Genomic DNA, 25,648 nt, shown 5'->3' with positions numbered 1-25,648 from the left:
AGAAAAAGCCCGCTCAGTGGCGGGCTATGAATAAAGTGCTGCGGATTGTTGCGGAAGGCATTCCGGCTGGCGGATAGCCTAGAGGGCTACAACATATGACCCATCCGAGGTCACTACCGAGTCTCCGTCGCCGGTCAGCACAAGCGAGAAAACGGGTGGTGCCGGGATGATGACGACGGTGAATCTCACCTGAAAAGGAACTGCGAGGTAGCCTTCATTGAACAGCGCCTGGAAAATCTGCGAGTTCTGTCCTGCGGGGATCGCGATGGTCAGCGACCGGGCGGCAAGATTCTTTCGGGTCTTGCGCGTTCCATAGGCCTGCGTGTTGTAAGGCGCGCTGCCGAATGAGCCGGTAAATCCGGTTGAAGAACGGGAGATGCCGACTTGCCAGAAATAGTCTGCGGGGATATCCGAACCATTCGCGCCGAACAGGAAGCGCGCCACCCGGCGCCGCAGCCATTCGACCGACATTTGCCGACCATCGCCCAGATAGGTGTACCAGGTGAGCGTGCGTTTGTAGATATCATCGCTCGCCGACTCGGCAGTCCCTGAATTGATATGTTGCCGTGTTCCATATGCGCGCGTGTTGTAGGGCAGCGTGTTGTATGCCCCATATGACCGCGAACTCAGCGTCGATATGACTGGCCGCTCAATGCCATAGATTCCCTGACCTATCCAGTCAAGCAAGGGGCCGTTGATATTGGGCGATGTATAGACCGATAGCGGCGTCTGTAGAAACCAGTCCACATAGCCCTGTGCCGTCGTGTTCAGGCCTGCGAAAAATGCCTGAATATCAGGGTCGTCGGAAAATTGGCCATAGACATAGGTAGGTATGACGGTATCTAAGGGCGACGTAGCAAACTCTTCGATCTGCATTCATCACCCCTGCGTGACCGTCACAGCCGTATTTGATGCCTGGAAATATGATTCAGGATCGCCGAGGATCAATTCCGTGCCCGCCTCCGGTGTAACGACGGACCCGTTTATCGTGACTGTGAAGGTGAGTGCAGACAGGTTTGCAACCGGCAGCACCGAAGCGATCGCCGCCTGAAATGCAGCAGACATGGCGTTCAGGTTCATCGGTTGCCCAACGATGATGCTATTGATGTAATTCTGGATCGCTGGAGCGCCCAACTGATTCACCTGTGCGCCAGCCGTGAAGTTCGGCAGATTGGTGTTCCATACTGCCGTGATCGACACAACCTGCTGCGGCGGGTTGACGTAAGTAATGTTGTACTGATTCGGCGAGGCCGTAATCGTGACGGTGACGTTGCGTGACGTCGTGTTCGATCCGACGATCGTCGATAGATCCAAGGTTCCGGCATAGATCGCGCCAGCCACCTGATAGGGATCTCCGCCGCCACAGAGTACTTCCCAGCCAAACACTGATTGCAGGATGGAAACCAGCCGCGGCGTGACTCCCGGAACGACAGCGGGATTCGTGAGAAGGGTTTTAAGATAGTCTGGAGTGCCTTGTCCCGCCACCTGATTTGCTACCATGATTCTCGAGCGATAGCTTTGCGGTGACTCAGTCGAGGTCGCGGGCGTGCCGGCCTGCGGATTGCTGACCGTCATCGTCGTGTTGTACGGAGTCGGCAGCGAAGTAACGAGCTGATTCACCGAACCCGATGGCACGGACCAGGTACCACTCTGGTTTGCCACAGCAAGCAATGGTGCAGTAGACCCGTCTGACGCGAGCACGCCACCGTCCCGTACGACGTACTGGTATGTGCCGTCACTGACCACAAATCCAACCGGGATGACATATCCTGGTGCGGTGATATCGGTGAATACGACGAGGACGCTTGTATTTGTCGGCTGGCCTTGCGGAATGCCAAGCATCACGCCTTGTTGTGCGAGGATAAAAGCGTTCGCGCCAAGCGGCGTAACGCTGTTGATTGCGTCCACGCGCGCCTGATCCATCTGTGCGAGCGCTGCCGTTCCGGTGGAAGTCAGATCCTCAAGCAACAGGCCAGGTAGATTGGCCGTAAAATCGGGGTCTTCCGCCTGCACCGTGGCAATCAGGTCGCTATTGAGCGCAGCCGGCGAGTTCGGCACCGGGCCGCTCGCGGTCATTACGACGGGTAGCGTCATGTCGGGATATTCTGGCTGATGATGGCACCGGAATGAGTCACGGCGCGCACGTTATACTGAGGCGGGATTGTTCCCGGAACACGGCTGATGGTCAGCGATGCGAAGTACTGGGCATATTGCTGCTGGATCCGGAACATATAGAAATCCGGGAATGTCTGCGTTGCGATTGTCTGGATTTGAGGGATGCCTGAATTTGCATAGATTGGGCTCTCACCAAGATTCAATTTCAGGCACTGGGCGAGCGCGGTAATGTAGAAGGCGTCGTTTAGACCGTTCGCCTGGGTCGAGGCCGCAACCCATTGATAGGTTCCGTCCTTGTTGTACGTTCTGCCCCATGCACGCATTGCACAACCTTTATCTAGATATGCCCGATCTTCAGTCGCCCAGCTTCTTCACGCACGAAAGCCTGTGTACGCTATCGCGGGATTACCTTGTGCTTGCATTGTTCGTGAACAGCCGGTCAGGGGCTTTTGATCTGGCGATGGACGTTGCGAGTCGCGCGCCGCTATTCGTTGAGCACGATCTCGGAACGATGAAAATCTATGTGTCTGGCTTTGCGCAGACCTTCGAAGGCGCTACTCAGGCGATCGACCTGATTCACTACATTCGCGGGTGGAAGGGAACACACTTCTACGCACAAGGGCGAATGGTCATTGGCGAAATGAAACAGGCGTATGACCTGGAGTCTGTGCTCCAATGCTTTTCCGAATCATGCGCAACGGACAACTTTCAGGCGCATTGTCATAGAATGGTCGATACGCCATATTTCCCGGTTCATGCGAGGCTGAAGCTCGAGTTTATTCACCCGATGTTTAGACACATCACTGCGGCGTCCGACGAAGGAAATTTCGTTTTCCCATGTTCCTACATGCTGCAATGGTTCGAAGCACAGGAGCATCATCCGGCGTCTGTGCGAGACCAGATTCAGGCCGAAGGCGTTGCCAAGATGTGCGATGTATGCCCGAGGTTTAACCCTGACGACTTTAAGAAACGAGAGGAAGGCAATGACACAAACGATTCAGAGAACCGGTAAGCCATATAAGGCGATGATTGCGTTTGGCGCTGCATCGGTCGTCATCGGCACGCCGGTCCTGTTTTTTAGTCACCATGGCTATGCGGCGGGCATTGCGCTCCTTGGCGGTGCGGCAATCTACGTTGTTGGCAAGGCTGGCGCTTGGTGGAATCATGGCTAGCCAGTCATCGTTCCGGTATTCCCAGTGCCAGTCTGCACGCCTGGATGAATGTGCGTGTTGACGGCGCCATTCGGCAGGATCACGTCAGGCGCCTGAATCGGCAGCGTCGAGACAGCCTCAGAGCCGCCCCACGTGAACGTCTGTCCACCAACCGTTAACGTGATGCCCGACGCATTGATGATCAGTGTGGTGGTCTCAAATGTGATTGTCGTGCCGGTTGCATTCGTCACAATTGATGACGTCGGACCAGTGGTCGTCTGGATGATCGCGCCGTTGGGACCTTGCACCTGAGCCGCATTCTGATCGATTGGCGGCGAATTTGCGCTACTGACTGGCGTGAAGACGAGATTTGACAGATTGCCGCGGCGCAGAAAACTCGCAACGCCTTTGCCGATTCCAGAAATGCCGCCAAGATAGACATCTGCCGGCGCGGTGTACCCGAAGTCTCCAACCTGGGTCGGCATGCGCACCCAGTTGCTTTCGGCTTTCGGGATCGTGATTGGCGGCAACGTCCATGGCGACGTGTCCATCTCGAATTCAACTGTCACGATCGCGCCGGATACTGCCGTAACACGACAGGGAAGTGCACGCCCCTGTTTCTGTATCTCCTGCGCAGCCCGATTAATGGCCAACTGATTCTGACTTTTTTGAAGCCAGAGCTTGGAAAAGTTATCAGCCATTCTGAGGGGGCGTAAAAGGCACGCAATTTATAACCGTCACCCAGGATCCGCCATCGGATGAGCGAAAATTCCCTATATGGCGCTGCTCGACTATCTGGAATGAACCTGAGAAGGTCGTCAGATAATTCGTGCTCGACGGCAATGAGTTTCCAGAGGTGAGAACCTGACCCGCCTGACCAGACAGCCCGACTGGCATCTTGACGGTCGTCCCTATCTGTAGATCGCCGCGCATCACCAGTTTGACCTGAAGCGTGTTGACATCGATCCAGGTGGGCTGCCCGACCAGGTCCGCAAAGTTGAGTTGAACCGTGGGCGGCTGCCATGTGTTATCAAATACCGACAGCGCGCCACCTTGCATGGCGATCTGCACGCCAGGATAGGTCGGGCCGAGAAACTGCCCGTTCGTAATGCCTTGTATATATTGCGCCAGTTCCTCGAGTGTTCCGCAGTGATGCACTTCTTGTGCCGACTGAACAAGTTGGCTACTGATATTCATTGTCAGCGGAAAGCCAGGATAGGCCACCGAAAGACAGTTCTGCAGTGCGCCAGAAAGCGGTTGTCCAGCTTGCCAGTTCAGCACGAAATTACCAGGGTTATCCGAATCGAACCCACCCGGATTGATGACGAAATCAAGCGTCATCTCCGTGCCTTCCCAGTTGCCAAAGGCTTGCCAGACTTGCCCCTTGAGCAGCGTTCCTTGCTGGGCTGGATTGGCGAGAGGAAGACCTCTTCCCATGCCGCCCTTCAGGACCAGGGTCATGCCAGGCTGCGTCTCGCCATTGACGATCTGAGGGGCGAATTGCTGCGGTTGCATCAGGTCGGCAATCGAGATGCCCTCAATCGTGATCGACTGTCCGCCGATCGGCGTTCCATAGGGGGCAACCGTCAGGTCAAATTCGACATTCAGAGCGCCAGGATCGAATTGATCTCCCGGAAACGATGTCCAGGTGCGCGCGGGCGTCGTACTGCCCGGCGCATAAAGGTCGATTTCGTAAAAGCGCATTTATGGGGTGATTTCGAAATTTCCGGAGTCTTCGCGATAGATGATTTTCGAGGTCGTGAAAATCCCCGGCGCAAGCGGGATGTCATAATCAAGCGGGGAACCAACCAAGGCGCCATACCACGCCACAGTCCCGGATGCGCTCACTAGCGACGCATACCAACGTTGTGCCGCGAAATTCCACATCGCTGTGAGGTTGTATGGCACGGTGTCGAGCGTCACGGTCACCTGAAACGGCGGCGTCTGAGTAGGCGACGGCGCAAAGGGAATGACTGTCATGAGGATGGGTAAATGCCAAAGAGAGTCGATGCGCCCTGAACTGGCGTTCCCGCGACTTGAGCGGCATCACTCCATGACGAGGTCGTAAGTTGCTGGCCGCCTGAAATCATCGACAGCATTCCATTCCATGCCGTCTGTGCCTGTTGCTGGGTGATCAATGGCTGCACGAAGTCGATCTGCCACTGGATTTGCTGCTGGTATCCGCCTCCGCTTGTGACGTCTGTCATGGTCGCCATCACGCAGTCAAAGTACGGATACGAGGGCGTGATGACGTGATAGGTCCCACCTGCTGCGGTATGCGCCTCGAATGTGCTTTGCAGGGCCATGAAGGTGGCCTGCTTCAGCAGATACCCGCCAACCGAATTGACTGGCGCAATCATCAGCAGCGAGATGTTTTTCGGGTTACGGATTACCGCATTGCCAGCCACAAACCGGTTGGCAAAGGGATAGGTCGCAACCGTATTGCTGATTGCTGTTGCGCCAGGCACTGGCACAAATTTCACAGTTGATGCTGAATCCGAACCGGTCACATCGTTAATCAGACCGCCAAGCAACGTCAGAATCGGTGCCATGCCGCCCAGCGATGACGAGAACAGACCGCCATTAAATATGATTGGAGATTGCTGGTAGGCGAGGTCATAGGCGCTGCGTGCGGCATTCCCTAATGCATTTGCTGTACTCATGATCCTGTCGCTGACGCATTAGTGGAGACCGCCACGCGGGCGGACGTGCTGTTCTTCACGTCGACCTTGAGATTCACTGTCGACTTTTGTGCGAGGGCAGAAGTGATCTTGTTCAGATAGTTGCGCGTCTCGGCAGGCAAATGGGATTCCCACTGATTGCCATTCTGCGCGATATCGCGGTCAACATTGCCCGCGCCCCAGTTATATCCAGCCAGGGCCTTTCGTATATCACCCTTGTACTTGCGCATCAGATCGCCCATCATGCGGGCGGCAGCGGCGGCAGAGTCGTGGAGATTGTAGGGATCGTCAAGACCGTACTGTTTGGCCGTATCGGGCATGAACTGGAACGGACCCATCGCGCCCCGCGGCGAGACTGCGCCGATCTTTCCGCGTGACTCCACCATTTCCTGCGCGTATAACGATCCAGCCGGCAGACCTTGCGATTTTTCGAACGCACTGAAATAGCTGGGCTCGCCACTCATCTTCTGGACCGTGCCAGCCAATTTGTCAGTGAATGTGGGAGATAGAGCCTGATATTTCGCCGCATTACCATTCATTGCCGCAGTGAACCCAGCCACTGAGCCGTGCGTCTCGCGCTGAACCTCATTGGCATCAAGTGAGCCACTGGTGCTGGTGTTGGAACTGGTATCAATTCCGAGAAATTTGGCCGCCTTCCGTATGGCGCTGGCGACACCGCCTATCAGTCCGGCGATATCCTTCAAATCCTGCCGGAATTGCGTCGATCCCAGGTACCCTGCGAAATCATGTAAAGCATCCCCGACCGACTTCAAATTCTGGGGCGAGAGCACGTCATCAATCAGTATCTTTGCGTCACCGCTCAACCCACTAACAAACTCTCTCAGGTTCGGCGCCAATTCAGCCAGGCGATCCGTCAGGTCTGTCTTGAGCAACTTTCCAGCCGCTTCGATCTCGCGCTCAAACCCGTACCACGCATCCGTACTTTTGTCCGAGACGTTGAAGGATTTCACATCCCCGCGGTAATTCGCGCGTGCTTCGCTGAATTCCTGCGGCGTCATCGCGCCGAGCTTGCGGACTTCCTCGAATGACATGAACTGGTCAAGCCCAGTCCCGCGCAACGTTTGCGCATTGCGTGCAGCGACTGGCGTGTTTGCGTACCAGTCGTGTGCGCGCTGCATCATGCGAAGCGACAATTCATCCGGGCTTTGATTCTGGATTGCAGACAGGCTCTGTCCGGTGGCCAGCATTGCGTATGGGATCTTCCGCATGTCCGACTGCGCATCCGCGGCACGGTTCAGAATGGACGGATCAACATAGCGGCCGAAATCCGTCTCGAATGCCGAGAGTTGTCCGATCGATACGCCAATACTTCGCGCCTCGCCCTGCGTCGAAATGGCCGAGCGCGCGAGATCACGCAGCCCGAGACCCGATAGAATCGCTCCGACACCAGTCAGGCCAAACCCAATGGTTCCGATTTTCATCAGAAACTTGCCGATGCCGAAGACTTCGGATCCGAGCGTCTTGGCGTGCTTCGCCATTTTCTCGAGCTCGGAACTCCCGTTACGGGCGACGCTGGCGAACTCCTTTTGTGCCTTGATTGCCTCGCCGACAGACTTGCCGATAGCATCCGCCTGGATTGCCGCCAGCATCAATGCGTCTTTCGACGCGTCTGAGTATTTGGCGAAGTCAGATGCAAATTTGCCGGCATCTTTCGTCGCACCAGAGACCTTCTTCCAGTCATCCGGCATTTCTTCTACCTGGGTCGAGTATTGCTGGAACAGTTCGTAAAAAGCGCGAAACTGCTGATCGTTGACATCGACCTCAATGACTGGCTTATTGCTCATAGATTGGGCCGCAGGACTTCGAGGATAAAGCGCTCCCGAAACTGCCGGGCGCTATGAAAGGGGATATCGTGCCGCTCGGCGAATTCGGCAAAACCCTCGCGCGAGACGTATTTCAGACAGGCAGCGATGAGGCCGTCTTCGGTGTAGGTTCGACCTTCATCGAGGTCTGCAAGGAAGCGGCGAATGCCGTAGGTGACAACGCAGTAATCGACCCACTCAGGACTGAAGCCGTCGCTGCTGCGATGTTCAGGCGATTCGCCTTCCGCGCTGTCATCGCATGACACGTAAAAAAAACCAGTGCGGCCTCCAGTTCGCTCCAGTCTTCCTCATCGATCTTCCCTTGAGAGATGGCCGCGTCGACAGGGATCAGTTCGTAACCATTCGCGCCCGGCGCTAGCAACATCGTCAGGCGCCGGATTTCCGCCAGCAGTACGGGCGTGCGATCGTCGATCACGGCGCCCTTGGCATCAAAGCTTTCCCGTTCCGCAGCATCTTTCTCGCCTTCGTCCTTGAGTACGAGATTGGCAATGCGCGGACCCGAACCCATCTGGTAGTGAATACCCTTGCGCGACAGCGCCGCCTTGACCGCATTGATGACGCTGTAATGCATCTCATAGACCTGGCGCGAGATCGGCGTGTGATACGCCGTCATGCCATCGCCAACCGGCAGCGCAAGATTCAACGAGTCAGTGATCTGCATCAGAAGGTCCAGAGTCGGTTGTTAATCGGCAGCGCTCCGCGGAGTACCAATTGAAAATCCGGGCTCGTACCATCGAAAGGGCCTGGATCCATATGGCTCGCGACTACACTTTGCAATGCGATCGGGGGGAATGTAGAGGTATCGCTGTAGATCGTTGCATCCTCGACATTGCTATCCAGCAGGATTTGCGAGAACCACGCTGCCGCAATGGCTTGCGTGCGCAGCAGGGCAATCGTGATCGTCGCAATCACGAACGGTTCGGGAGAATTCACCAGGCCGGTACCGGTGGGGATCTGGTTGACCAGTTGTCCCTCGAATGCGATACGGGCCAGCGAGCGGCCCATGTTCGCGGAGATGATGTTCAGCGATGGTGAACTGGGTACGACCACCGAGCATTTGACACGATTCAGGACGCCTCTGGCGATCCCGGGATTTTGCGTAGGCATTCAGGATATCCTTTAAGAGGCGAATTGGATCGCGTCGAGCTGAATCCCGACCTGGAGGAAGCCGTTCTGCCCCACGATGTTGGCGCCCAAGCCCTGATAGATGCCCGCCTTGTAATTAGCGGGATTGGCGGTCGTATAGGATGCAAACGAGGCGGCAGTGACCGTTCCGCTCAATGCGCAGCCATAGGAAATGGCGGTGTTCAGATCGCGTTGGGCGACGCCGGCAAGCTGGTTGATACCATCCTGGTCATATAGGAGGGGAGGTTCTTCGTTCGAACCATTGATGACCTCATCGGCTAGGTCATTGGTAACGGCAATCTGATACCAGTCGATCCCATACCACCACGACGACTGCGAGCCATCCGAAGTCGTACCCTTGAAAATGCACGTGTTGGTGATGCCACCCTGCGGAGGCACGAGATTGATGTTCCCGTAAGCCGACAGAACTGTCTGGATGTTCGCCGAGTAGCCAGTGGCGGGCCACGGCGTTACACCATTCAGGAACCGATATGCCATCGGTGCGAGTTTGCTGGCCGGGCCGGGGTTGTTCACCAGCCACTGGTAGAAGTGGGCTGCCGCACCAAACTCCTGCGACGTTGCAGTTGGGCTCGGAACGAACGCATACACACTCTTGTTCGGCTGATATGTTGCAATGTTTGCAACTGTCGTTGTGATGAAGAAATACGTGCGACCGGTCGGACTAGCATAGTTGCTGGCCACGATGTTCAGTTCAGCCGCAAGATTGGCCGTGCCAGTCGCAGTTGTGCCGGAACCTGGGGCAGAGAAGGCTACGGTGGGTGCAGTCGTGTAGCCTTCGCCAGGATTGGTGATTGTCACCGAAACAACCGAGCCACCCTGGATAACTGCGGTGCCTGCCGCGCCAGACCCGCCGCCACCACCCGAGAATGTCACGGTAGGAGCGGAGGTATAGCCTGTGCCGCCAGCCGTGACAATGACGCTCCCGACCACTTCATCCTGGTTGTCCCATTCGGCGGGCACCAGATACGCGTAGAAGATCCCTGGGTTATCCGTGATCCAGGTCTGCAGCGCTTCGATGGCCGCCACGCTGGAACTTTGCGTCCCCAATTCAAGCACGTAAGCGCCCACCGATGTACCTTGGGCATAGAACGTCGTACCCATCGTATTCAGTTCGACCTGATTACCTGAGCCGCTCGTTTGCAGCACGGCCTGCAATGCGGAAAGTTGGCTGCAATATAGATAAGAACCGGTCGCCAGGGTGGTTCCGCCCACCGATACAAACGCACCGCTCCGCTGAAGCTGTGACGGTTCGGGCGCGACCGTAAGTACTGCCGTCAGATTGACGATCTGCGGAGTGATGGTTGTTGCCATGGAGGCTCCAGAAAAACGAAGCCCCGCTCAATGGCGGGGCTGGAATGAATGCGTGATCTCGGAGTTAGGCGTACGACACGGATACGTTTCCGCCCGTACCCGGCACCACGACGATACCGTTGAGGCACGGAAATTCGAGGGTAACGACGGTCTGTGCGGCAGTCGCGGTGGCACCTTGCCAGATCAGATTTGCGGCGCCAAAACCTGTCACGGTCGCAAAGTCATAGACGGCCGGCGCGGTGGTCGATGCAGTATTGAAAACGAGGCGGAATACCTTGCCCGGAGCACCCTTTACCAAGGTGTTCGTCGTGACGTTGAGTGTGGTTTGGGTGCCGCCAGGCGGAATGGCGTACGGGTATTGGGGCATTTCGAAAACTCCAAATGAAAAAGCCCGCTCGAGGCGGGCAGGAAACTAGTCGGGATGCCCCGCTAGGAAACGGTGACGGAACTGAAACCGGCAGAAAGAATCAGACGACGCGCGATTGCGTCAGCCGTGCCGCTGTTGTATGAAGCCTGGATGACGAAGGTTTTCTTCATTGCGAGCGCGGCAATTTCAACCTGCCCGCGCTTGTCATCGACTATGGCTGGAGAATTGCCGAAGCCAAAGTCATCGGAGTTGACCGAGTAATCCATCAGCGCAGCATGGAACTGGATTGCCTGCTGGTTCGTGAAGCCGTAGAACATCAGCTTCACGGTGTCGCGCATCAACTGGAAGCTGGGCACGTCGTAGAGTGGCGACGGATCACCGTTCGGATTGCTCCTTGCTGACCAGTCAAAGTAGGGCGCTGCTTGTTGCGTGATCGTGAGCGATGGATCGATATGAACCGCGATATAAGGCGGCACGACGTTGTCGGGCACGAGGAACGACGGATAGATCGGAGCGTAGCCAAACGGCGAATAGACCGCCGCTTGCGACGGCAGTCCCAGCCAGATGGGCAGGCTGTTCGATACGATCGGCCCAAGCGGCAAATCTGCTGCGCTATCGATCAACTGTGAGGCGAGGGCCGGATAAACCGCGAAGCCGCGGTAATGCCACAGTCCGGCCTGTTGATAATTCATACCGGTCGCAGAAAAGGCGACCTGTAGCGACGCGCCGTCGACGTTCCATGCCCCAACCCACATCGAGTCAGGAGCGATCGCGTTTAGTTGCGATACCTCTTCCTCGGCGGTAAAGACGAACTGGTTTGCCGCCAGAGTCTGGTCTTCTTCCTGCCTGCGCTCGCTCAGGATGTGCAGCGAGCCGGCGAACTGTTGCGCCGATCCAGTCGCCACCCAGAACACATAACCATCGGTCGGGATGGTTGATTTCGTGTACTGCTGAAACGTGACGGTCTGGTCGCTGGAAATATCATCGACGCCAGCGGCCAGGGCGGTCGCTAACTGACTCGGCGCCGCTGCGGCTTCATTGATGATGCTCATGTTTCCAGCCAGGCTCTAAAAGAGGCCTGATAGAGGCCGGTGTCAACGAACGCCGCGCGCGCCTTATTGGTACTCGCGGTGGGTCGCTTCTTGCGGGTACTGACGCCAGTGTCTGCGGCTTCAACTTTCTGGCCGCTCAGTTGTTGCCACTCGCGCGCGTCAAGGTAATCACGGAAAGCCTCTTCGATCTTCCCGTTGACGCTTTGGCCGGCGATGACGCGATCGCCCAGATGGGTATCGACATCCCTGCCAAAGATCGTGACTGGCTTGCCCTGCGCGAGCGATTCAATCTCGCCAATCATTGCGTCGGCCAGAAACTCGCCGATCTTGTCCTCGTACATCTCGAGGAACGTGCGCATGACGTGATACTCATCCTCAAGATAGCCAGCTACGTCTCCCGTGGTCTTAGCGCCGTCCCCATCCGAATAGGCCACATCAACCACGCCCAGCATCAACTTTGGCACTAGCTAACCCCAACGATGTTCGGTCCATACTGTTGGCTGTAATCCAGATACTCGCGACCCCAAGGCGTCAAGAGGAGATCTAGATCCCCCATCGTCAAGCCCTTGAGAAAATCGGGCGTGACGAGCGTTTGAGACGTCGCCTGATCGGCGGAGGAACCGACAGGGCCAGCCTTGAATGACAGCAGTTTGAATGCGGCGCGCTGGTCTGCGAAGAACGTCTGGCCAGGCTGATCCTGCCCGATCTTCAGCAGTTTGTGCATGCCGTAGTTGTAGACCGCCATCACATACAGGATGGGAGGCATATTCGACGGTGGGATGAGCGTTACGCCGAGGGCGCCAATGAACGCCCATGCCAGATAGGGCGACCACGCTGCGGCACTCGCGGCTTCAACTGCAGAGGTCGGCACAGGAACCGCCGTCCCCGCGCTACCGGCCCATGTGGCGATGTAGGTGTTGACGGGTATGCTCGATCCGACCAGAGCCATGCCGGCGGCGATTGTCCCGGTGGTGCTTGCTGCCGTCAGGTTGCCAGACGTACTAATGCCAACGTTCGTGAGCGTGCCGCTCGGCAGATCCGCCAATGGCACACCCTGATTCAGAACGAAGGCATTGAAATCAGCCAGATTCGGCTGGAGCGGGTTTGTGAACATCACACTCTCGTCGTAACGACATGACCGCCAAATGACATGTAATCGGGCAGATCGGCTGCGGCAGGGAAGGCCGCAACAAACGGCGCACCTAAGGCCTCAGCGATCTTGCGCGGAGCAAACGCCCATACACACCACTGACCGGTGACGGTGATTTTCATGCCCTTCGCCATCAGCGCCTTGACTTCTTCGGCGCGCGTCATGGCCGGCGCATGGGTGGCCGCGCCGAGAGCGGCATTTATAGATGCCCGGGCTTCATCGGAAAGTCGGCATGATTCCATGATCAGATCGCCAGTTTCGAGCTTTCCGGCGCGGCCGAATCAACGGACACGCTCATCTTCACTTCTTTCCCCGTCGGCGAATCGCGAGGACCAATATCCTGCTCGACCTCGACCGCCGTCACCTTCGCTAGGCGCTTGCGGCGATCACCCGGGAGCCGGTTTGCCTGATCCATCGCGAGGGCACCTCGTTGGGCTTCCACCGCCGATATCTTTTCCTGCGCCTCGACGCGGGCATCATGGCCGCTGCGGATCTGGGTTTCGCTTGTCGCTTTATCGATGCTGTACATCCAGCCCGAGAAGTTCTCGAGCCGACCGTTCGTTTCGCTCGATCGGCGGAAACCGGCGCTCTCAAGTTGTTTGATGAGGTATTCGACACTTGAATCCGTCAAGCCTTCGCCAATCATTTCCTGGCGCCCGGAATGCACATCCAGTTCGTGGATGCGGTTCGATTCAGGCAGGCGGTAATTGAACTTCAGGCGTTGCTTTGTGCCATTGGCAACATAGATCTTGGTCATCTTCATTCCCTAAAATGAAAAACCGCCCGAAGGCGGTCGTTTCCCTGAATAGTGAACCCGCACCAGGCCGGACAGGGACCGGCTTTTCGGAAGCGCAATCCTAGGTGCGGGTTTGATCGTTAATGCGGAATGTTGAGAATGTACAGACCTGCGCCGCGGACATTCCACCCCGAGCTGATCCGGTTTTCATATACCGTGGTGATCGCGCCGTCTTCAGTCGGAGTCGGGATTTCGATCGGCGCCGCCATCGACGCGTACTGGACATTCACCGCCTTCATCGAAGGAGAGGTTTCGCCGAACACGTTGGTGTTGATACCCGGGATGTCCGGCACTTCGATTTCAGGGATCGTCAGGATCACTGCGTCGGAACCGCCCGAGCCCTTGCCTTGGAGGGTGTCATCGAAGAACCACACGAGATCGTCGCCAGCCGCAGCCAGGTTCTCTTGCGCGACATTCGCGGTGGTCGACGTACCCGCGCCCGGACGTTGATACGCCGTGACCTGCACGATGTTCGCGATCTGGGCCTGCAGGAAGATGCGCTGCGGGCTGATGACGACGATCTTGTTATGGATCTTGCCGCCCGACTGATACATGCCGATCTTCAGGTTGACGATCTGCGTGAGCAACCACAGAGCCATCGCACCGTTGTCGTACGTCGAGAACGTCGTGTTGCCGTACGGGTCAGGTGGAAGCGTCACTTGCGTGGCGGCCGGAGCATTCAGCAGGCCTTCACCGTTCGACGGCTGGTAGCCATAGAGCAGTGACGTACGGTACTGCTGGTAATGGCCCTGACGTGCAGCAAGACCTTGCGCGGCCGGCAGGCTAACGTTGTAGTTAGCTGCTGCGGCAATGTCGTGCCGATCCCACACCGAACGCGTGCGAACCAGGTACGTGGCGGTGCTGAATTGATCGCCGGCCAGCGTTGCGGACGGCAGGAAGTTCGGCGCCGCACCCGAGGCCTGTGCTTCCGTACGCAGATCCAGCGAGTTCACGTAGACGTACAGATCGTCCTGACCGATCTTGACGCGGGGCTTGCCGCCCTGGAGTGCTTCGAACGCACCCGATGCCTGCGCATAGGTGACGATGAGATCGGGCTCGGCGAAATGCGGATTGATCCGCGCGCGAGCCGGGAACAGATTTGCCATGTGGTGGGCTCCTTAGATCTGGATGATGGCTGCGTTACCCGTCGTCCAGGTCAATGCCCCGGTGCCCGAGTTGTAGCTGATGGTCTTGCTGTTGGAATTCAACGAAAGAATCTTCGTCGTCGCCGGCAGCGCGAACGCACCGCTCGTGCCCGATGCCGTCAATTGCTGGAGCGCCGGATCCCAGTACAGCGTCTGGTTGATCGCGCCGCTATCCAGCGTGGCGACGATGCTCGAGAGCACGCCGACTGCGATACGGATGTTCGAACCGAAGCGGAAAAAGTTGACCGTCATGCCGGCGACGGACTGCTGCACTGTATTGCCCGGCACGATGATCATGTTGTGCGCCTGGTCGAACACCGTGAAACCTGTCACGTTGCCAGCAGCGCTTGCCAATACAAGCGAATTGCCGAGGGCGTTGGCGTTGACCGTGGCGACTTCTTCGGTAATTGCCATGCCGCCCCATACAGGCTGCGTGACGCTCGGCGCGACGACGCCCGAAGTCAGCCACATGCGCGCCGACGTATCGTCAAGGGTGGTGCCCTGGACGTAGCCTTCCGTCGATTGCAGAAACGTATTCGACGGAGAAGTCGTCAACTGCGGATTGAAAGAGACAGTCATCTATCGACTCCTTAGTGTTTCTGGCGGGGGTCAAGGATGCGAACACCCTGACCTTCGTGTTTGAAGAAGCCGAGCCATGCGTTCATGTCGCCGCTATACTCGGTGATCTGGCGACCAGCTTCGTCGCGGCGCACGATCGGAATCAGGCGGCCAGTCGGCGATACAGCGGGGCTACGTGCGTAGGTTTGCGCGTCCATGCGGATCTGCTCTTCGATGGCATCGAACGAGTCGATATCGAGAGAGTCCAGCCGGATAGCCTTGAATTTCGGGCTGTGCTTCTGATATTTCGAAGCAAGGCGAACCATGTAGGCGCGCGGGCTTTCGCCGTGAAGTGGTGCCGACGCCTGTTCGCCGAACATCTGCGCAACCGAATCCCAGCGGGCTTGCGCCGAACTTAGTGCATCGCGATCAGTGACCGACAGGGGAGTCGTAAGCGAAGTGATGCGAGCATTCATTGCATCGAGCTTCGCCTTCAGATCGGCGTTTTCGCGGGCTTGCGCATCCATGCGCTCTGCTGCGTCCTTGCGTTCCATCGCTTCCTTCTCCTTGCGCTCCTTTTCTTCGGAGTCAAGCCGTGCCGTTTCTGCGGCGTCGCGGCGCTCAGCATCTGCGCGCGCAGCCTTGGCCTCTGCCGATTCCTCGACAGCGCCAGCAGCCAGAGCCGCGGCTTCGAGCTCGTGCTCCTTGTGACCGGCCGTCTCGGCAGCACCGAGTTCGCCAGCAGCGGAATCAGCGGTCAGCGGCGCGGCCGGCATCGGATCGCCGCCCTTGTTTTCCAGCGTGTCGAGGCGCGAGCACACTTCATCGAAGCGTTTGCCCAAAGCGTCAGCCCATGCCGGAACCTGTTCGGCCGGAGCCGCGGTTACGTTTTCATCCATTCTGATTTCTCCATTGTTGACTCCGCTGGGCTCGCCACCTTTGTCCCACACGCCTTCCTTGCAGATTGCGAGATGGTCCAAGTAGGAGGGCTTACCTTCGATAAGAACCGTCTTCCCATCTATTTCCAGGAATTCGGCTGAGCCCGCGTCGCGGAAGACAACCGCGGGACTGGTCGATTCGTGAGACTCGTGCATCAGCACGGCCGCATCGTCATCGAATACTTTGGCGATGCCCCAGACCTCATCAGTGGTGAGGTAGGGCAGGAAAATTGAGCCGAGATTGCGCTCTCGGTACTCCTTCGAATTCAACAGCGTCTCGGGGTGTTCGAAGATGACCGGCAGACCATTGCAGCGCTGGCGGAACTCTTCGGTCAGGAAGTCATCCGGCGTGCGCCATGAATATTCATCGAGCGCCGTGCGGTAACTCAGCCCTGTGCCTGTGATGCGGATATCAAAGAGCCAGACGTTTTCGTATCGCTGGGGCGACGGCAACTCATGTGCTGCCATCCGCTTGGCGATGTCGAGTTCATTACCCGAGACCAGCGCAATGGTTTTGGCGACTTCGGGGTGCGTCGGCTCGGGGAGCGCAGAAGGCGAGACCCATTGCCATTCGGTATGCTCGTCGTTGAGCTTCGGGTCGAAGGGTTCCGGGACGTCCTGCAGAAAGCAGGTGTAGTCGCCGCCGTCCGGATTGACTGTCGTCCGGGCGATCCAGCGGACGCCGTCAGGACAGCCGCCGATTTCCTCGACACATTCGCGTGCTGCGGATTCTTCGGGCGTTTCATCGGCTTCGATGTGGCCGCCCGGCTGCTCCCACTCACCCGTGTCGCTGCGCTTGACGAGCAGGTATTGCGGACCGGGAGCGCGGAAGAGGATGCCGGCGCAGTGGGGCGAGGTAGAGTCGTTGCGACTCTTGCCCGCCTCTTTCTCTGCAATGGCGATCGACTGATTCTCGGGATGCCCTGCGTGGCGAAGTTCTGCGATGTTGTGCCCGATTACCTCGTCGCCAGATCCTTTCTCGAGAGGCATAGGTCGTTTTCAAGGAGTAAGATTGGTGATTCGCACTAGGAGCCAGCCATGGACGAAGAACTTCGACCAATTGAGACGGCGCCGCTGGACGGCACCACGATTTTTCTCGTGACGCCAAGGATGAAATGCCAAGGCAGATTCAAGAACGGACAGTGGTGGATAGCGCCGCCATACCCAACCGTCCTTGCCGACATGGCCTATTCGCCATCGAATCTGAAACCAGCTTTCTGGCATCCGCTTTAGGCAAAAGAAAAAGCCACCGCATGGGTGGCTTCGTGTGTGAGTGAGGCGGGGTCAGGCATAAGCAGGGCGCTTGATGCGAGTTTCTTCGAGCAGCGTCTTGCCCTTTTCAGTCAGCATCTCTTCGGACAATTCACGCAAGGCATAGATCGCCACGACGTAGCACTGGCAGAAGGGCTCCTGCGCCGCAGACGTGATCTCGTCGTAGTAGCCGGCAGGCCCGACCTTGATCAGCCCTTGCTCTTTGGCCCAGCTATTACGCAACAGATAAATCTTGCCGTCGCGCTCCTTGTGATCCTCTCGGTAGTCGTATCCAGCGCGCTTCCAATGAGAGCGCCACCGGTATGCTATTGCGCCGCCTTGGGTCGCCACTACATCATTGATCGCGGCAACGAGTTTCGCGCCCTGGTCGATCTGGCAACGCCGCGCCTCGTATTTCACCTGGGCGATCGGCTTGGCGATGTGTTCCTTGACGTCGGCCTTTTCGACTATGCGTGAGCCGCCGTCAGGAATGGACGTTGCCCAGCCGGAGAAGCGCTGGAGGGTCTTGTCGATCGCCTGTTCACGATTCAGTTTGATCAGGTTCGCGCTGGCCAGAACTTTTCGATCCAGCTCCGCTCGAGCGTAAGGCTTTAGCCGTTCCAGCGTGAACCTCGGCATGCCCGGGTGATACTTGAGCGCCGCAGACTTTGAGAACGTCCGATTAAAGACGGTCTGCATTGCCAGTTGCATGCGGCTCTGGATTTCCTCTGGCGAGGGGAGGTCAGCAACAGCGGCGTATCTCAGGCGTTTCAGCCAGTCATCAAGTCGCGCAACGTCGTCGTAGCCATTTTCCGAAATGTCGCGCACCGCCGCCGTCAGGACTTCGTGAAAAGTCGCGTTGATGGATGGACGGTCGCTCATTCGTGGCTGCTTTCGACAACAGGTTTAGGTTCTGCGACAGGCTCGGGCGGGACATACGATGCAAGAGCATCTTCGTCCAGTTCCAGCGGGTTGGAGAATAGATTTTTCCGCTCGTTGGCGACTTCGGTCAGCCAGATGGTCGCTCGTGCCTTGTTCACCGGATCAAGCTGCGGCGATGCGACTTCGTACAGAGAGATGGCCGACTTCATAATGATGTCGTCCACTTTCGCCTTTTCACTATCAGGCTCGACTAGCAGATTAGGCCACTTCGCCGTGAACGCGTTCTTCCACTCGTAGAACGCCGTCTCATACGGAACCGATTGATACTCGGCATACTTGCGCTGGATGATCTTGTAGAAGTCGGGACTCCACGCGCGCCGCATGACAATCTCGTCCATGAAGCGGTAGTCAGGGTTCATTTCGATCCGCATGCGGTCGATGAAGCGCGCGATGATCTTGGCGTCTTCCGAGCCTTCGCCGAACCCTTCTGTCAGTGTCTCCTGATACAGCATCGATGCGGGCATCTTCGCCGCGGTCGAGATGTTCTTGATGCAGTTATTGCGCGAGAACTCGGCGGCATCCCTGACGTTCTTCAGATCGACCGATTCGATATTCTCAGTCAGGCCAATCGAGATCACATTTCCTGTTTTGGCACCTTTCAGGGCTTGCCGCTTCAATCCGAACCAGGAGCGCGCACGCTGGTCGATGACCGAGCCGGGCGATTGCAGTTTCATCACCAGCAGTGCAGCCTTTTCAGCCACCGCCTGGTCGGTAATCATCGTCTGGACATAAGTCTTCAGCGGGAAGAGGGCGCGCTGATAGACGGAACGTCCGACGAAGCCAAAGGCGCTATTGGTCCATTCAATATAGACTGGCGACTCGTTGAGCGCGATCACGGCCCGAGAGAAGTGATAATCCTTGCCGGCGACGCGGATGTGTTGCGGTTGCTGGAAGTCGGGCGCGTTCGGATCCTGATTCAACGTCAGGGAGCCGGCCGTATTCAGCGGGTCCCAGATTTTGAAATCTAACTCCATTTCGTGGAGTTTGTCATACGGCAAAGGATCGGTGGATGGTAACTCCGTACCATTCAGGAACTTTCCGCCCACGCCGAGAGACGCTATGCCATAGACGCGTTTGAGCGTCTGGTGACCTTTGATAATCTCGTCGGCGCCCGTCCTGCCGATAGCCATCCATTCGCGCTGGAAGGCCTGTTTCAGATCATCCTCGGGACCGCCGGGAATAGTGATCTCGCGTTCCTGGCTCTGAGCTTCCTCGATCGGAGCCTCGGCCATCTTGGCGCCAAGCGGATGCGCCACATACAACGTTTTCGCCATCTCGTACGAGGGCATGGACCCTGGGACGATATCCTCCGCCATCAGAATCTGCATGAGCGAAGACGGAATGCTGGCGCCGATGCTTACTGTCGCCGCACCGCCGTCATTATCGATATCGCTCATTTACCAGCCTAGTTGATGCCAAGGCTGGATGCCCGGCGATTAATCCGTTTGATCGAATAGAGGTTTCTGGGTAATGGCGCGCTCGGGCGTCCAGCCCATGTAAAGACGGGTATGAATGAGTCCGCGTCGGAAGCCTTGACGATCCTCCCATTCAGCAACTGTCAGGGTTTCGCCGTTGAATTCGAGCAAGCGACTCGATCGACGATTGTTTGCCTGTTCTTTCGCCGTAGCCCAGCGCACATTCTCCGGCTCGTAGTTCCCATCGTTGTTCGGGAACCGGTCCAAAGTCATGCCTTTTTGCGGGGGCAGCCCCATATCTTCGAAGAAGTTTTCGAAGGTATGCCAGCGCTCGCATACAGTGATCCCGCGACCGCCATATCTCGAGAATGAGTCAGATTTGGGGTCATTGCAACGCTGCAGCATGGTCATCCAAGTGTTATGGATGGATGTGTGCGACATGCCATGGCGCTTGCTGGCAGCGCTCGCCCGCTCACGCTGAAGGCATCCGCACGATAACGTTGCTCCGCGACGCAGGCTCTGTGCCATCGCAAAAGCCTCACCACCACAATCGCATTCGCACTTGTAGTAGAGCTTTTGCTGCGTCTTACCCATCACAGAGACGCTTTCCCCGGCAATCAATCGCCCAAATCGCTGACCAGTCAAATCCTTTCTATTAAAAGCGGCCCTTCCAGTAACAGCACCTTTCACGCTCATCCCAAGACTCCCACTTTAAAGAGTCATTAGGATAACACAATGTTTATTTCACCACCCTTCTGAATCGCCCATAGATATTGCTACGCTGTAGCAGAAGACGTCGAGGGCGTCCATGTGATGAGGGGTTTTTGTGCCAATACGAAATCCGCAAACTTGCGCCAAAAGGTGATTGCGTATCTGCCCTTTGAAGTTCGTAACCTTGTCGTATGCGTACTGGCTGAATTTCACGTCGCCGCGGTATATATAGCCGCTCACTGAGAGTGCACGCCCTTCCTTTCCAAGTTCGACCAGTTTTTCCGAGATCGGGTAGACCGGAAGGCCGCGACGCTCGGACTGTTGTATCAGGACGATGCCGCTGCCCTTGTCCTCGACCCAGATGCCGATATTGCCCTGGCGCGCGCCCGTTTCACCAGCCAGATCTTCAAGCCGCTGATTGACCGATGGAAGCCACTCTTCAAGCAGCGCGCCCTGAATCTGGATCAGATCCCAATCGAGGATGATCAGTGGATGGCCAGCGATCTTGTTGCGCGCGCAGTAAATGACTGCCGTGCCGTCATGCTCCAACCCGTCTTTGAGCGCCGTATCTACGACAGCGAATACCTGATCGCATCGAGTCGGATAATCGACCCCGCGACCATCGGCAAGCAGGCTGATTTCGGAGAAGAACGCTGAGCCGCGCCAGTCGACGAAATCCGCGAGATATTCTTGCTGGTAGACCAGCGGCGGATAATCATGAATCAGTTTTGCGACAACATCCGGGTCTAGGTGTGGATTGGATGCAGTCGGGGCGTGGTACTCAACCCATCCTTCAACGGGGTTGGTGCACGCCTCATAGAAGTAATTGTCAGGGTCGATGCCTTTCGGCGTACCGGCCATGATGATCGAGCCGTTGTAATCCAACAGCGTTGGACGTATCGACTGATCGATGATCTCTTTCAGGCCCTTCGCCTTGAGGCTTGCCTCATCAACGATGACCTTGTGATATTTGCGGGACCGGCCGGCATTCTCGTCTTCCAGCGTCCAGAATTCAACCAAGCCGCCCGTGTTGAGCTGGATAAGCTGATCGATCTTCGACTTGGATTGAATGACCGGCTTTAGCGTATGGATGAGATTCCCATACGTCGGCGCATTCAACTTGTACTTCGGCCCAAGCCAGCCAACACGCTCACCATTGAACGCCCATTTTGCAGCGCATCGCTCAAGCAGGCTGGTTTTGCCGAAGCGTCGTCCGCAACGGATCACTACTTTTTTGTGCTGCTTGAAACCTTGAGCGATCTCTATCTGCCGCTCGTGAAGCTTCTGCAGCTTGACGGATTCCTTCATACATCTGGATCCGGGTCATTGAGCTTTGGCGCCTGGTCATCGTCGGACTTAGCCCGAGCCGAAAACATCCCGCCAGCCTCTTTGGCCGCCTGTTCAATCAGTTGCGCTGCCATCGCAAAATTGCCACGACCGGTCGATTTCTCGTACATGCGCTGAAGCGCGCGCAGACGGAAAGACTGATTGGCTATCGGGATGGCCGCAGTATTGGCAAGGAAGGTCTTACGTGTTGCATTGAAAATCGCATGCCATTTCTTGCCTAGCGTCCGGGAAGTCTTCTTCGTCGGGTCGTATGCCGCAACCTGCTGGCGCGTTACATCGAGGCCAAATTCTTCCTTAACGGCTTCAGAAACCTGTGTGGGAGTATCAAAGCATGCCAACGCTTGCACGATGAACGCTTTCACGTCCTCCGTGAGCGTTGTCATTTGGTATTCCGTAAGATGTTAGTAAAACTCAAGCCGCCCTCAACAAACAAGTCCCGCACATCCGCGCGATATCCACACCCCCGATCTCAGGCGTACGCTTTGCAGCCTCAACCAGAGCGGCTGTCTTGCCTGCTGCGGCACCGACGCCATACCTGCGAACGATGCCAACAAATTCCTCGACGTCGTGTGCGGATATGCCGATCTTGGGGAGACCGTCTTTGGTGAAAGCTGGTTGGTCGAACTCGTCCAGCTTGTGGGCGATGTGCATCAATTCATGCTCTACGAGAGCGCAGAACTCAATGTCCGAGCATTCCCGCGCGTAATGGGCGTCGAGCGTGATGAGGTAGGCCGGGACTCGCCCGAACCATTCCTTCATCTGCTGTTCCTGCCGTCCTTTCTGCCATGCGCCACAGCGGAAGGTCACTTCCTCGCACTGTCCGACTACCCGGCGCATCTGCCTGGTGTTGGGAACTGCGGCCCAGAGGTATTCGATGTCGGCGAAGTGAAGGTGTTTGTGATCCTCGTTGTACAGGGGCGAGGATTCATCCATCAGGGTCTTGGCTACCCACTCGGCGAGGCCATCAGCCGGCACAAAGTGCTTGGTCCAGTTGCTCTCGTCGAAGAGCGCAGCGGGTGGCGTTGGGCGCAACGACGCGAGATTGGCCGAATTATCGGGTTTCTTCTTGCGCATATACCGGCTTGAGAAGATTCCACCTTGCCGCCCAGCGACAGGGTTTAAGAACGTTTCGCGAAAATGGCGGAAGCGGGGTAGAGTCGAACTCCCAAGGCCTTGCGGCTCGCACGGTTTTCAGGACCGGTCCCGTCGCCAATCGGGTAGCGCTTCCGAAACTGGCCGTCCCAGATGGATTCGAACCATCGACGCCTGCGCCTTCAACGCAGCGCTCTACCAACTGAGCTACAGGACGAAATAGAAAAAGCCCGATCCACTGGGCGAACGTCGGTGAGAGCCGACGCGAGGAGTGATGGGTTGAGGAAGACACCAGAGCTTAAGACGCAGTCACCGGTTGACCTTCGCGAAGGTGTGGGCGGGCATACGCTACTGGTTTTTCATCTGACGCGATTCTCATGGAGCAACCCTATGTTTCAGTGGATCGGCATAATTGGACGTCCGATCAACCTAATTCCCTTGGCTGTCCACACCCGGGAGGGCTGCTTCATGAAGAGGCTCTTAACGGGAGCCACGCGGCCGATTATTCCTTCGGCGTCGTGTCCACCCCAGTGACGCGAATGGCCCTACCACTTCAGCCGCTCCAGTGCTTTCGCAAAGCTAGCGGCGTGTCACATCGTTGAGAATGGCCAGAGCTGATCTCTGGCTTGCCGGAACCGTTTTTTACCCGGACCATCGGAAACACGTTTAACGCAGTCAGCACCTGCGCATTCACCCTCATGAGTGGCGGCTTGGTACTCGGGACTTTACTTTCCAGTGCTCCGGCTACCCCTCGCAAACCACCACACATGAAGAGGCTCTAATTTCGGGAGCCAACCGGATACGCTTTGGGCTTATGAACTGGCGTATCACCGGAGACTCGGACCACAAGGGCCGGGCGGCTTCACCCGATTGCTCCTGTCTGTTGCCGTTATTGCTCTCCCGCCATCCGTATCACGCTATGCAGTCGATCTGCATTGATGGGGGGAGCAGAGTTATTTCGCGGACACAATTTCAGCATTCGTGAACCCGGCCAACTGGTATGCGGGTTCGGTTTTCATTGGCATCACCGATAGATCAATCGGCTTATACCAGCCATCCATCTGGATTGTGCATGCACGACGCCCGAGCGGTTTGGCCTCGACTTCGACAAGCTTAGCGCCCAATCCGTCAGCGATGTGGCTCATGACTTCGAGGTAGTTGAGTTTTAATGCCTCTTCCGACCAGGGTGCGGCGATCAGATCAAGATCGCGCTCCAGCGATCTGTGCACCCCAATCGCATAGCCGATTTCTTTCGCCAACTCCCGGATGCGGCCAATCGGCGGTATTTCGGGATATTCCCACCCCGCGACAGGCTCAATCGTTTCGGCCCCGCATTTCCAGCATGCGCCGCCGTTGCGCTGAGAATTGCATTGAGGGCAGTGCATATTCACTTCTCGCTCACGAGCGTCCGCAATTCATCCAACCTCGCCAGCATCGACGTCTTCAGCGCGGGATCCAACTCGCGCATCCGGTCAATGTCTGCCTCAAGGCTATCGAGGATCGTTTCGGCTTCGGATTTCATTGGCGGGTAGCGAATAGGGCCTGCGCTGCCTCGGCCGGGTTCAACCCCGACACATAGTAGCTCTGCAGCGTGTTACGCATGGCGGCGGATGGTTTCCATGGTGGCGAGATATATCCAGCGTGGACAGCGGCGTCGAAGGCGTCACGCACCCATTCTGAAAGCATTGCCTGATCCCGCTCCGACATATCGTCCATCGCTCAATCCGCAAAAAGCTTTTCAGCTGCTACCCGAGCCGGACTGGGGGCGGTGCGTTCGTCTGCCGACCCAGCGAAAAGCGCTTCGGCAGCCTGACGGGCAGGGCTCCATGCCTCGACGGATTCCAGCGCCGGAGTGCGGCGCCCTGAATCCGAGAGCGGGCGATTTCCCATCTCCGAGCGCTCGCGCAAAGATGGCTTCTTGCCAGACGCGTTGGCTTGCTCCCATTCCAGTTGAGCCAGCGGCTCACGTCCGAATGATGGGGACGAGAATGTAGCGGAGCGGGCCATATGGTCACCAGAATGCAAAAAGCCCGACCGGGCCAACCGAATCGGGCTTGTGGTAGCTAATGCCACCGTAGCCGAAAGGGTAGCAAAAACAGAGAAAGTGTACGGGCCTAAAATGCACGGAGAAATCCGTACACTAATCCGCCATCGCCATATCTTCCACGTGCGCCACTGCGGCCAGGTGCACTTTTTTGATCGTCGGCGTCCACTTCAGCGCGAGTCGAGCAAAACGGTGCATCCGGTCATAGAAGGTCTGGCGTCCGATGCCGAGATCGTAGGCGAGCGTTTTGATGTTCTTCGCGCGGTGGAAATAGTAGAGGGCGAAGCAAGCGCCGCCTTCGGGATCATCCTCTGCGATCCGCTGTAATGCCATATTGAAGAATGACAGGTCGGCGCTCATCGGGCCGTCAGGCTCCCAATCGCCGCGGTCTGCGACCTGTAGTTTCGCCATGATGCTCGGCGGCACAGGCGGGGCAAGATATCGCCGCGTCCTCGCCCAGAACGCCCATTCATTACAATATGCTCCGAGTTCCTGATCCGTCATGCGATACCCCCGATTCAGTTAAACCAAGCCTCAATCAGGCTGAAGTATTTTACCGTAAGTACTACTTATAAGCCATTGAATCTACTAC

The 25,648-nt window shown here is 57.1% G+C and carries 33 protein-coding genes and 2 tRNA genes; 3 read left to right on the top strand and 32 right to left on the bottom strand.

The window, feature by feature from the left end:
- Positions 1 to 78 precede the first annotated feature (78 nt).
- Genes PQQ95_RS26440 through PQQ95_RS26430 form a run of 3 tightly spaced genes read right to left on the bottom strand, consistent with a single transcriptional unit; the run spans position 79 to position 2,438 of the window.
- Positions 79 to 876: a hypothetical protein gene (locus tag PQQ95_RS26440; protein WP_408442607.1), complete on the bottom strand. Its 798-nt coding sequence runs from the start codon at positions 874 to 876 to the stop codon at positions 79 to 81.
- A gap of 3 nt (positions 877 to 879) precedes the next feature.
- Positions 880 to 2,094, bottom strand: coding sequence for a baseplate J/gp47 family protein (locus tag PQQ95_RS26435; RefSeq protein ID WP_408442604.1), 1,215 nt, complete (start codon positions 2,092 to 2,094; stop codon positions 880 to 882).
- On the bottom strand, positions 2,091 to 2,438 hold the full coding sequence (locus tag PQQ95_RS26430) for a hypothetical protein (RefSeq protein ID WP_408442601.1): 348 nt from the start codon (positions 2,436 to 2,438) through the stop codon (positions 2,091 to 2,093). Before PQQ95_RS26430 ends, PQQ95_RS26435 begins: the two co-directional genes overlap by 4 nt.
- Here PQQ95_RS26430 and PQQ95_RS26425 point away from each other — a divergent pair.
- Both PQQ95_RS26425 and PQQ95_RS26420 read left to right on the top strand, forming a co-directional pair.
- Positions 2,429 to 3,127, top strand: a complete 699-nt coding sequence (locus PQQ95_RS26425; protein ID WP_408442599.1) for a hypothetical protein — start codon at positions 2,429 to 2,431, stop codon at positions 3,125 to 3,127. The two genes, PQQ95_RS26430 and PQQ95_RS26425, sit on opposite strands and share 10 nt — an antisense overlap.
- Positions 3,099 to 3,287, top strand: a complete 189-nt coding sequence (locus tag PQQ95_RS26420) for a hypothetical protein (protein ID WP_408442597.1) — start codon at positions 3,099 to 3,101, stop codon at positions 3,285 to 3,287. The genes PQQ95_RS26425 and PQQ95_RS26420 overlap by 29 nt, the downstream gene beginning before the upstream one ends.
- Here PQQ95_RS26420 and PQQ95_RS26415 read toward each other — a convergent pair.
- From PQQ95_RS26415 to PQQ95_RS26335, 17 genes are all read right to left on the bottom strand, one after another.
- Positions 3,284 to 3,967, bottom strand: a complete 684-nt coding sequence (locus PQQ95_RS26415; protein ID WP_408442594.1) for a hypothetical protein — start codon at positions 3,965 to 3,967, stop codon at positions 3,284 to 3,286. The genes PQQ95_RS26420 and PQQ95_RS26415 overlap by 4 nt on opposite strands.
- A complete protein-coding gene (locus tag PQQ95_RS26410; protein WP_408442592.1) occupies positions 3,960 to 4,970 on the bottom strand; it encodes a hypothetical protein in 1,011 nt (336 codons plus the stop codon). Before PQQ95_RS26410 ends, PQQ95_RS26415 begins: the two co-directional genes overlap by 8 nt.
- A complete protein-coding gene (locus PQQ95_RS26405) occupies positions 4,971 to 5,246 on the bottom strand; it encodes a phage baseplate plug family protein (RefSeq protein WP_408442589.1) in 276 nt (91 codons plus the stop codon).
- Entirely contained in the window at positions 5,243 to 5,929 is a 687-nt protein-coding gene (locus PQQ95_RS26400) for a hypothetical protein (RefSeq protein WP_408442586.1), read from the bottom strand. The genes PQQ95_RS26405 and PQQ95_RS26400 overlap by 4 nt, the downstream gene beginning before the upstream one ends.
- On the bottom strand, positions 5,926 to 7,752 hold the full coding sequence (locus PQQ95_RS26395; protein ID WP_408442583.1) for a lytic transglycosylase domain-containing protein: 1,827 nt from the start codon (positions 7,750 to 7,752) through the stop codon (positions 5,926 to 5,928). Before PQQ95_RS26395 ends, PQQ95_RS26400 begins: the two co-directional genes overlap by 4 nt.
- A 112-nt stretch (positions 7,753 to 7,864) precedes the next feature.
- Positions 7,865 to 8,452 carry a hypothetical protein gene (locus tag PQQ95_RS26390; RefSeq protein WP_408442580.1) on the bottom strand — a complete coding sequence of 196 codons (588 nt, stop codon included), beginning with the start codon at positions 8,450 to 8,452 and terminating at the stop codon, positions 7,865 to 7,867.
- Positions 8,452 to 8,898 (bottom strand): hypothetical protein, encoded by a 447-nt coding sequence (locus tag PQQ95_RS26385; RefSeq protein ID WP_408442578.1) that lies wholly within the window; start codon positions 8,896 to 8,898, stop codon positions 8,452 to 8,454. Before PQQ95_RS26385 ends, PQQ95_RS26390 begins: the two co-directional genes overlap by 1 nt.
- Before the next feature lie 12 nt (positions 8,899 to 8,910).
- Positions 8,911 to 10,248, bottom strand: a complete 1,338-nt coding sequence (locus tag PQQ95_RS26380; protein WP_408442575.1) for a hypothetical protein — start codon at positions 10,246 to 10,248, stop codon at positions 8,911 to 8,913.
- Positions 10,249 to 10,312: 64 nt separating this feature from the next.
- A complete protein-coding gene (locus PQQ95_RS26375; RefSeq protein ID WP_408442573.1) occupies positions 10,313 to 10,615 on the bottom strand; it encodes a hypothetical protein in 303 nt (100 codons plus the stop codon).
- 62 nt (positions 10,616 to 10,677) lie between these two features.
- Positions 10,678 to 11,667, bottom strand: coding sequence for a hypothetical protein (locus PQQ95_RS26370; RefSeq protein WP_408442571.1), 990 nt, complete (start codon positions 11,665 to 11,667; stop codon positions 10,678 to 10,680).
- Positions 11,664 to 12,131, bottom strand: coding sequence for a hypothetical protein (locus PQQ95_RS26365; protein ID WP_408442569.1), 468 nt, complete (start codon positions 12,129 to 12,131; stop codon positions 11,664 to 11,666). Before PQQ95_RS26365 ends, PQQ95_RS26370 begins: the two co-directional genes overlap by 4 nt.
- Positions 12,131 to 12,781 (bottom strand): hypothetical protein, encoded by a 651-nt coding sequence (locus tag PQQ95_RS26360; RefSeq protein ID WP_408442566.1) that lies wholly within the window; start codon positions 12,779 to 12,781, stop codon positions 12,131 to 12,133. Before PQQ95_RS26360 ends, PQQ95_RS26365 begins: the two co-directional genes overlap by 1 nt.
- Complete coding sequence (locus PQQ95_RS26355) at positions 12,781 to 12,981, bottom strand: hypothetical protein (protein WP_408442563.1); 201 nt, start codon at positions 12,979 to 12,981, stop codon at positions 12,781 to 12,783. The genes PQQ95_RS26360 and PQQ95_RS26355 overlap by 1 nt, the downstream gene beginning before the upstream one ends.
- A gap of 80 nt (positions 12,982 to 13,061) precedes the next feature.
- Entirely contained in the window at positions 13,062 to 13,574 is a 513-nt protein-coding gene (locus tag PQQ95_RS26350) for a hypothetical protein (protein ID WP_408442560.1), read from the bottom strand.
- Between the two features lie 119 nt (positions 13,575 to 13,693).
- Positions 13,694 to 14,719, bottom strand: a complete 1,026-nt coding sequence (locus tag PQQ95_RS26345) for a DUF2184 domain-containing protein (protein ID WP_408442557.1) — start codon at positions 14,717 to 14,719, stop codon at positions 13,694 to 13,696.
- A gap of 12 nt (positions 14,720 to 14,731) precedes the next feature.
- Entirely contained in the window at positions 14,732 to 15,337 is a 606-nt protein-coding gene (locus PQQ95_RS26340) for a hypothetical protein (RefSeq protein ID WP_408442556.1), read from the bottom strand.
- 11 nt (positions 15,338 to 15,348) lie between these two features.
- Complete coding sequence (locus PQQ95_RS26335) at positions 15,349 to 17,244, bottom strand: NUDIX hydrolase (protein WP_408442553.1); 1,896 nt, start codon at positions 17,242 to 17,244, stop codon at positions 15,349 to 15,351.
- Between the two features lie 48 nt (positions 17,245 to 17,292).
- Between PQQ95_RS26335 and PQQ95_RS26330 the strand changes: the two genes are divergently transcribed.
- Positions 17,293 to 17,487, top strand: a complete 195-nt coding sequence (locus PQQ95_RS26330; protein WP_408442551.1) for a hypothetical protein — start codon at positions 17,293 to 17,295, stop codon at positions 17,485 to 17,487.
- Positions 17,488 to 17,538: 51 nt separating this feature from the next.
- On the opposite strand, the gene PQQ95_RS26325 is transcribed toward PQQ95_RS26330, so the two are convergent.
- The 12 genes from PQQ95_RS26325 to PQQ95_RS26270 form a co-directional block, all read right to left on the bottom strand.
- Positions 17,539 to 18,387, bottom strand: coding sequence for a hypothetical protein (locus tag PQQ95_RS26325; RefSeq protein ID WP_408442548.1), 849 nt, complete (start codon positions 18,385 to 18,387; stop codon positions 17,539 to 17,541).
- Positions 18,384 to 19,844: an anti-CBASS protein Acb1 family protein gene (locus PQQ95_RS26320; RefSeq protein WP_408442545.1), complete on the bottom strand. Its 1,461-nt coding sequence runs from the start codon at positions 19,842 to 19,844 to the stop codon at positions 18,384 to 18,386. The genes PQQ95_RS26325 and PQQ95_RS26320 overlap by 4 nt, the downstream gene beginning before the upstream one ends.
- A gap of 39 nt (positions 19,845 to 19,883) precedes the next feature.
- Entirely contained in the window at positions 19,884 to 20,558 is a 675-nt protein-coding gene (locus PQQ95_RS26315; RefSeq protein ID WP_408442543.1) for a hypothetical protein, read from the bottom strand.
- A gap of 48 nt (positions 20,559 to 20,606) precedes the next feature.
- The gene (locus tag PQQ95_RS26310) at positions 20,607 to 21,881 is read right to left on the bottom strand and encodes a hypothetical protein (protein ID WP_408442540.1); all 1,275 of its coding nucleotides are present in this window, start codon (positions 21,879 to 21,881) and stop codon (positions 20,607 to 20,609) included.
- Positions 21,878 to 22,303 carry a DUF2280 domain-containing protein gene (locus PQQ95_RS26305; RefSeq protein WP_408442537.1) on the bottom strand — a complete coding sequence of 142 codons (426 nt, stop codon included), beginning with the start codon at positions 22,301 to 22,303 and terminating at the stop codon, positions 21,878 to 21,880. Before PQQ95_RS26305 ends, PQQ95_RS26310 begins: the two co-directional genes overlap by 4 nt.
- Positions 22,304 to 22,331: 28 nt before the next feature.
- A complete protein-coding gene (locus PQQ95_RS26300; protein ID WP_408442534.1) occupies positions 22,332 to 22,994 on the bottom strand; it encodes a putative metallopeptidase in 663 nt (220 codons plus the stop codon).
- Positions 22,995 to 23,058: 64 nt separating this feature from the next.
- A tRNA-Ser gene (locus PQQ95_RS26295) sits at positions 23,059 to 23,148 on the bottom strand.
- Between the two features lie 5 nt (positions 23,149 to 23,153).
- Positions 23,154 to 23,229: transfer RNA gene (locus PQQ95_RS26290), tRNA-Phe, on the bottom strand.
- 736 nt (positions 23,230 to 23,965) lie between these two features.
- A complete protein-coding gene (locus PQQ95_RS26285) occupies positions 23,966 to 24,397 on the bottom strand; it encodes a hypothetical protein (protein WP_408442532.1) in 432 nt (143 codons plus the stop codon).
- A 2-nt stretch (positions 24,398 to 24,399) separates the two neighbouring features.
- Positions 24,400 to 24,534, bottom strand: a complete 135-nt coding sequence (locus PQQ95_RS26280) for a hypothetical protein (RefSeq protein WP_408442529.1) — start codon at positions 24,532 to 24,534, stop codon at positions 24,400 to 24,402.
- Entirely contained in the window at positions 24,531 to 24,728 is a 198-nt protein-coding gene (locus tag PQQ95_RS26275; RefSeq protein WP_408442526.1) for a hypothetical protein, read from the bottom strand. The genes PQQ95_RS26280 and PQQ95_RS26275 overlap by 4 nt, the downstream gene beginning before the upstream one ends.
- A gap of 424 nt (positions 24,729 to 25,152) precedes the next feature.
- A complete protein-coding gene (locus tag PQQ95_RS26270; RefSeq protein ID WP_408442524.1) occupies positions 25,153 to 25,467 on the bottom strand; it encodes a hypothetical protein in 315 nt (104 codons plus the stop codon).
- Positions 25,468 to 25,648: the final 181 nt, after the last annotated feature.

It is taken from the genome of Paraburkholderia caffeinilytica (assembly GCF_046030355.1).
GTDB classification, from domain to species: Bacteria; Pseudomonadota; Gammaproteobacteria; order Burkholderiales; family Burkholderiaceae; genus Paraburkholderia; species Paraburkholderia caffeinilytica_B.
Note: the sequence above shows the minus strand (reverse complement) of the source record. Positions and strands in the feature narration are given on the sequence as shown.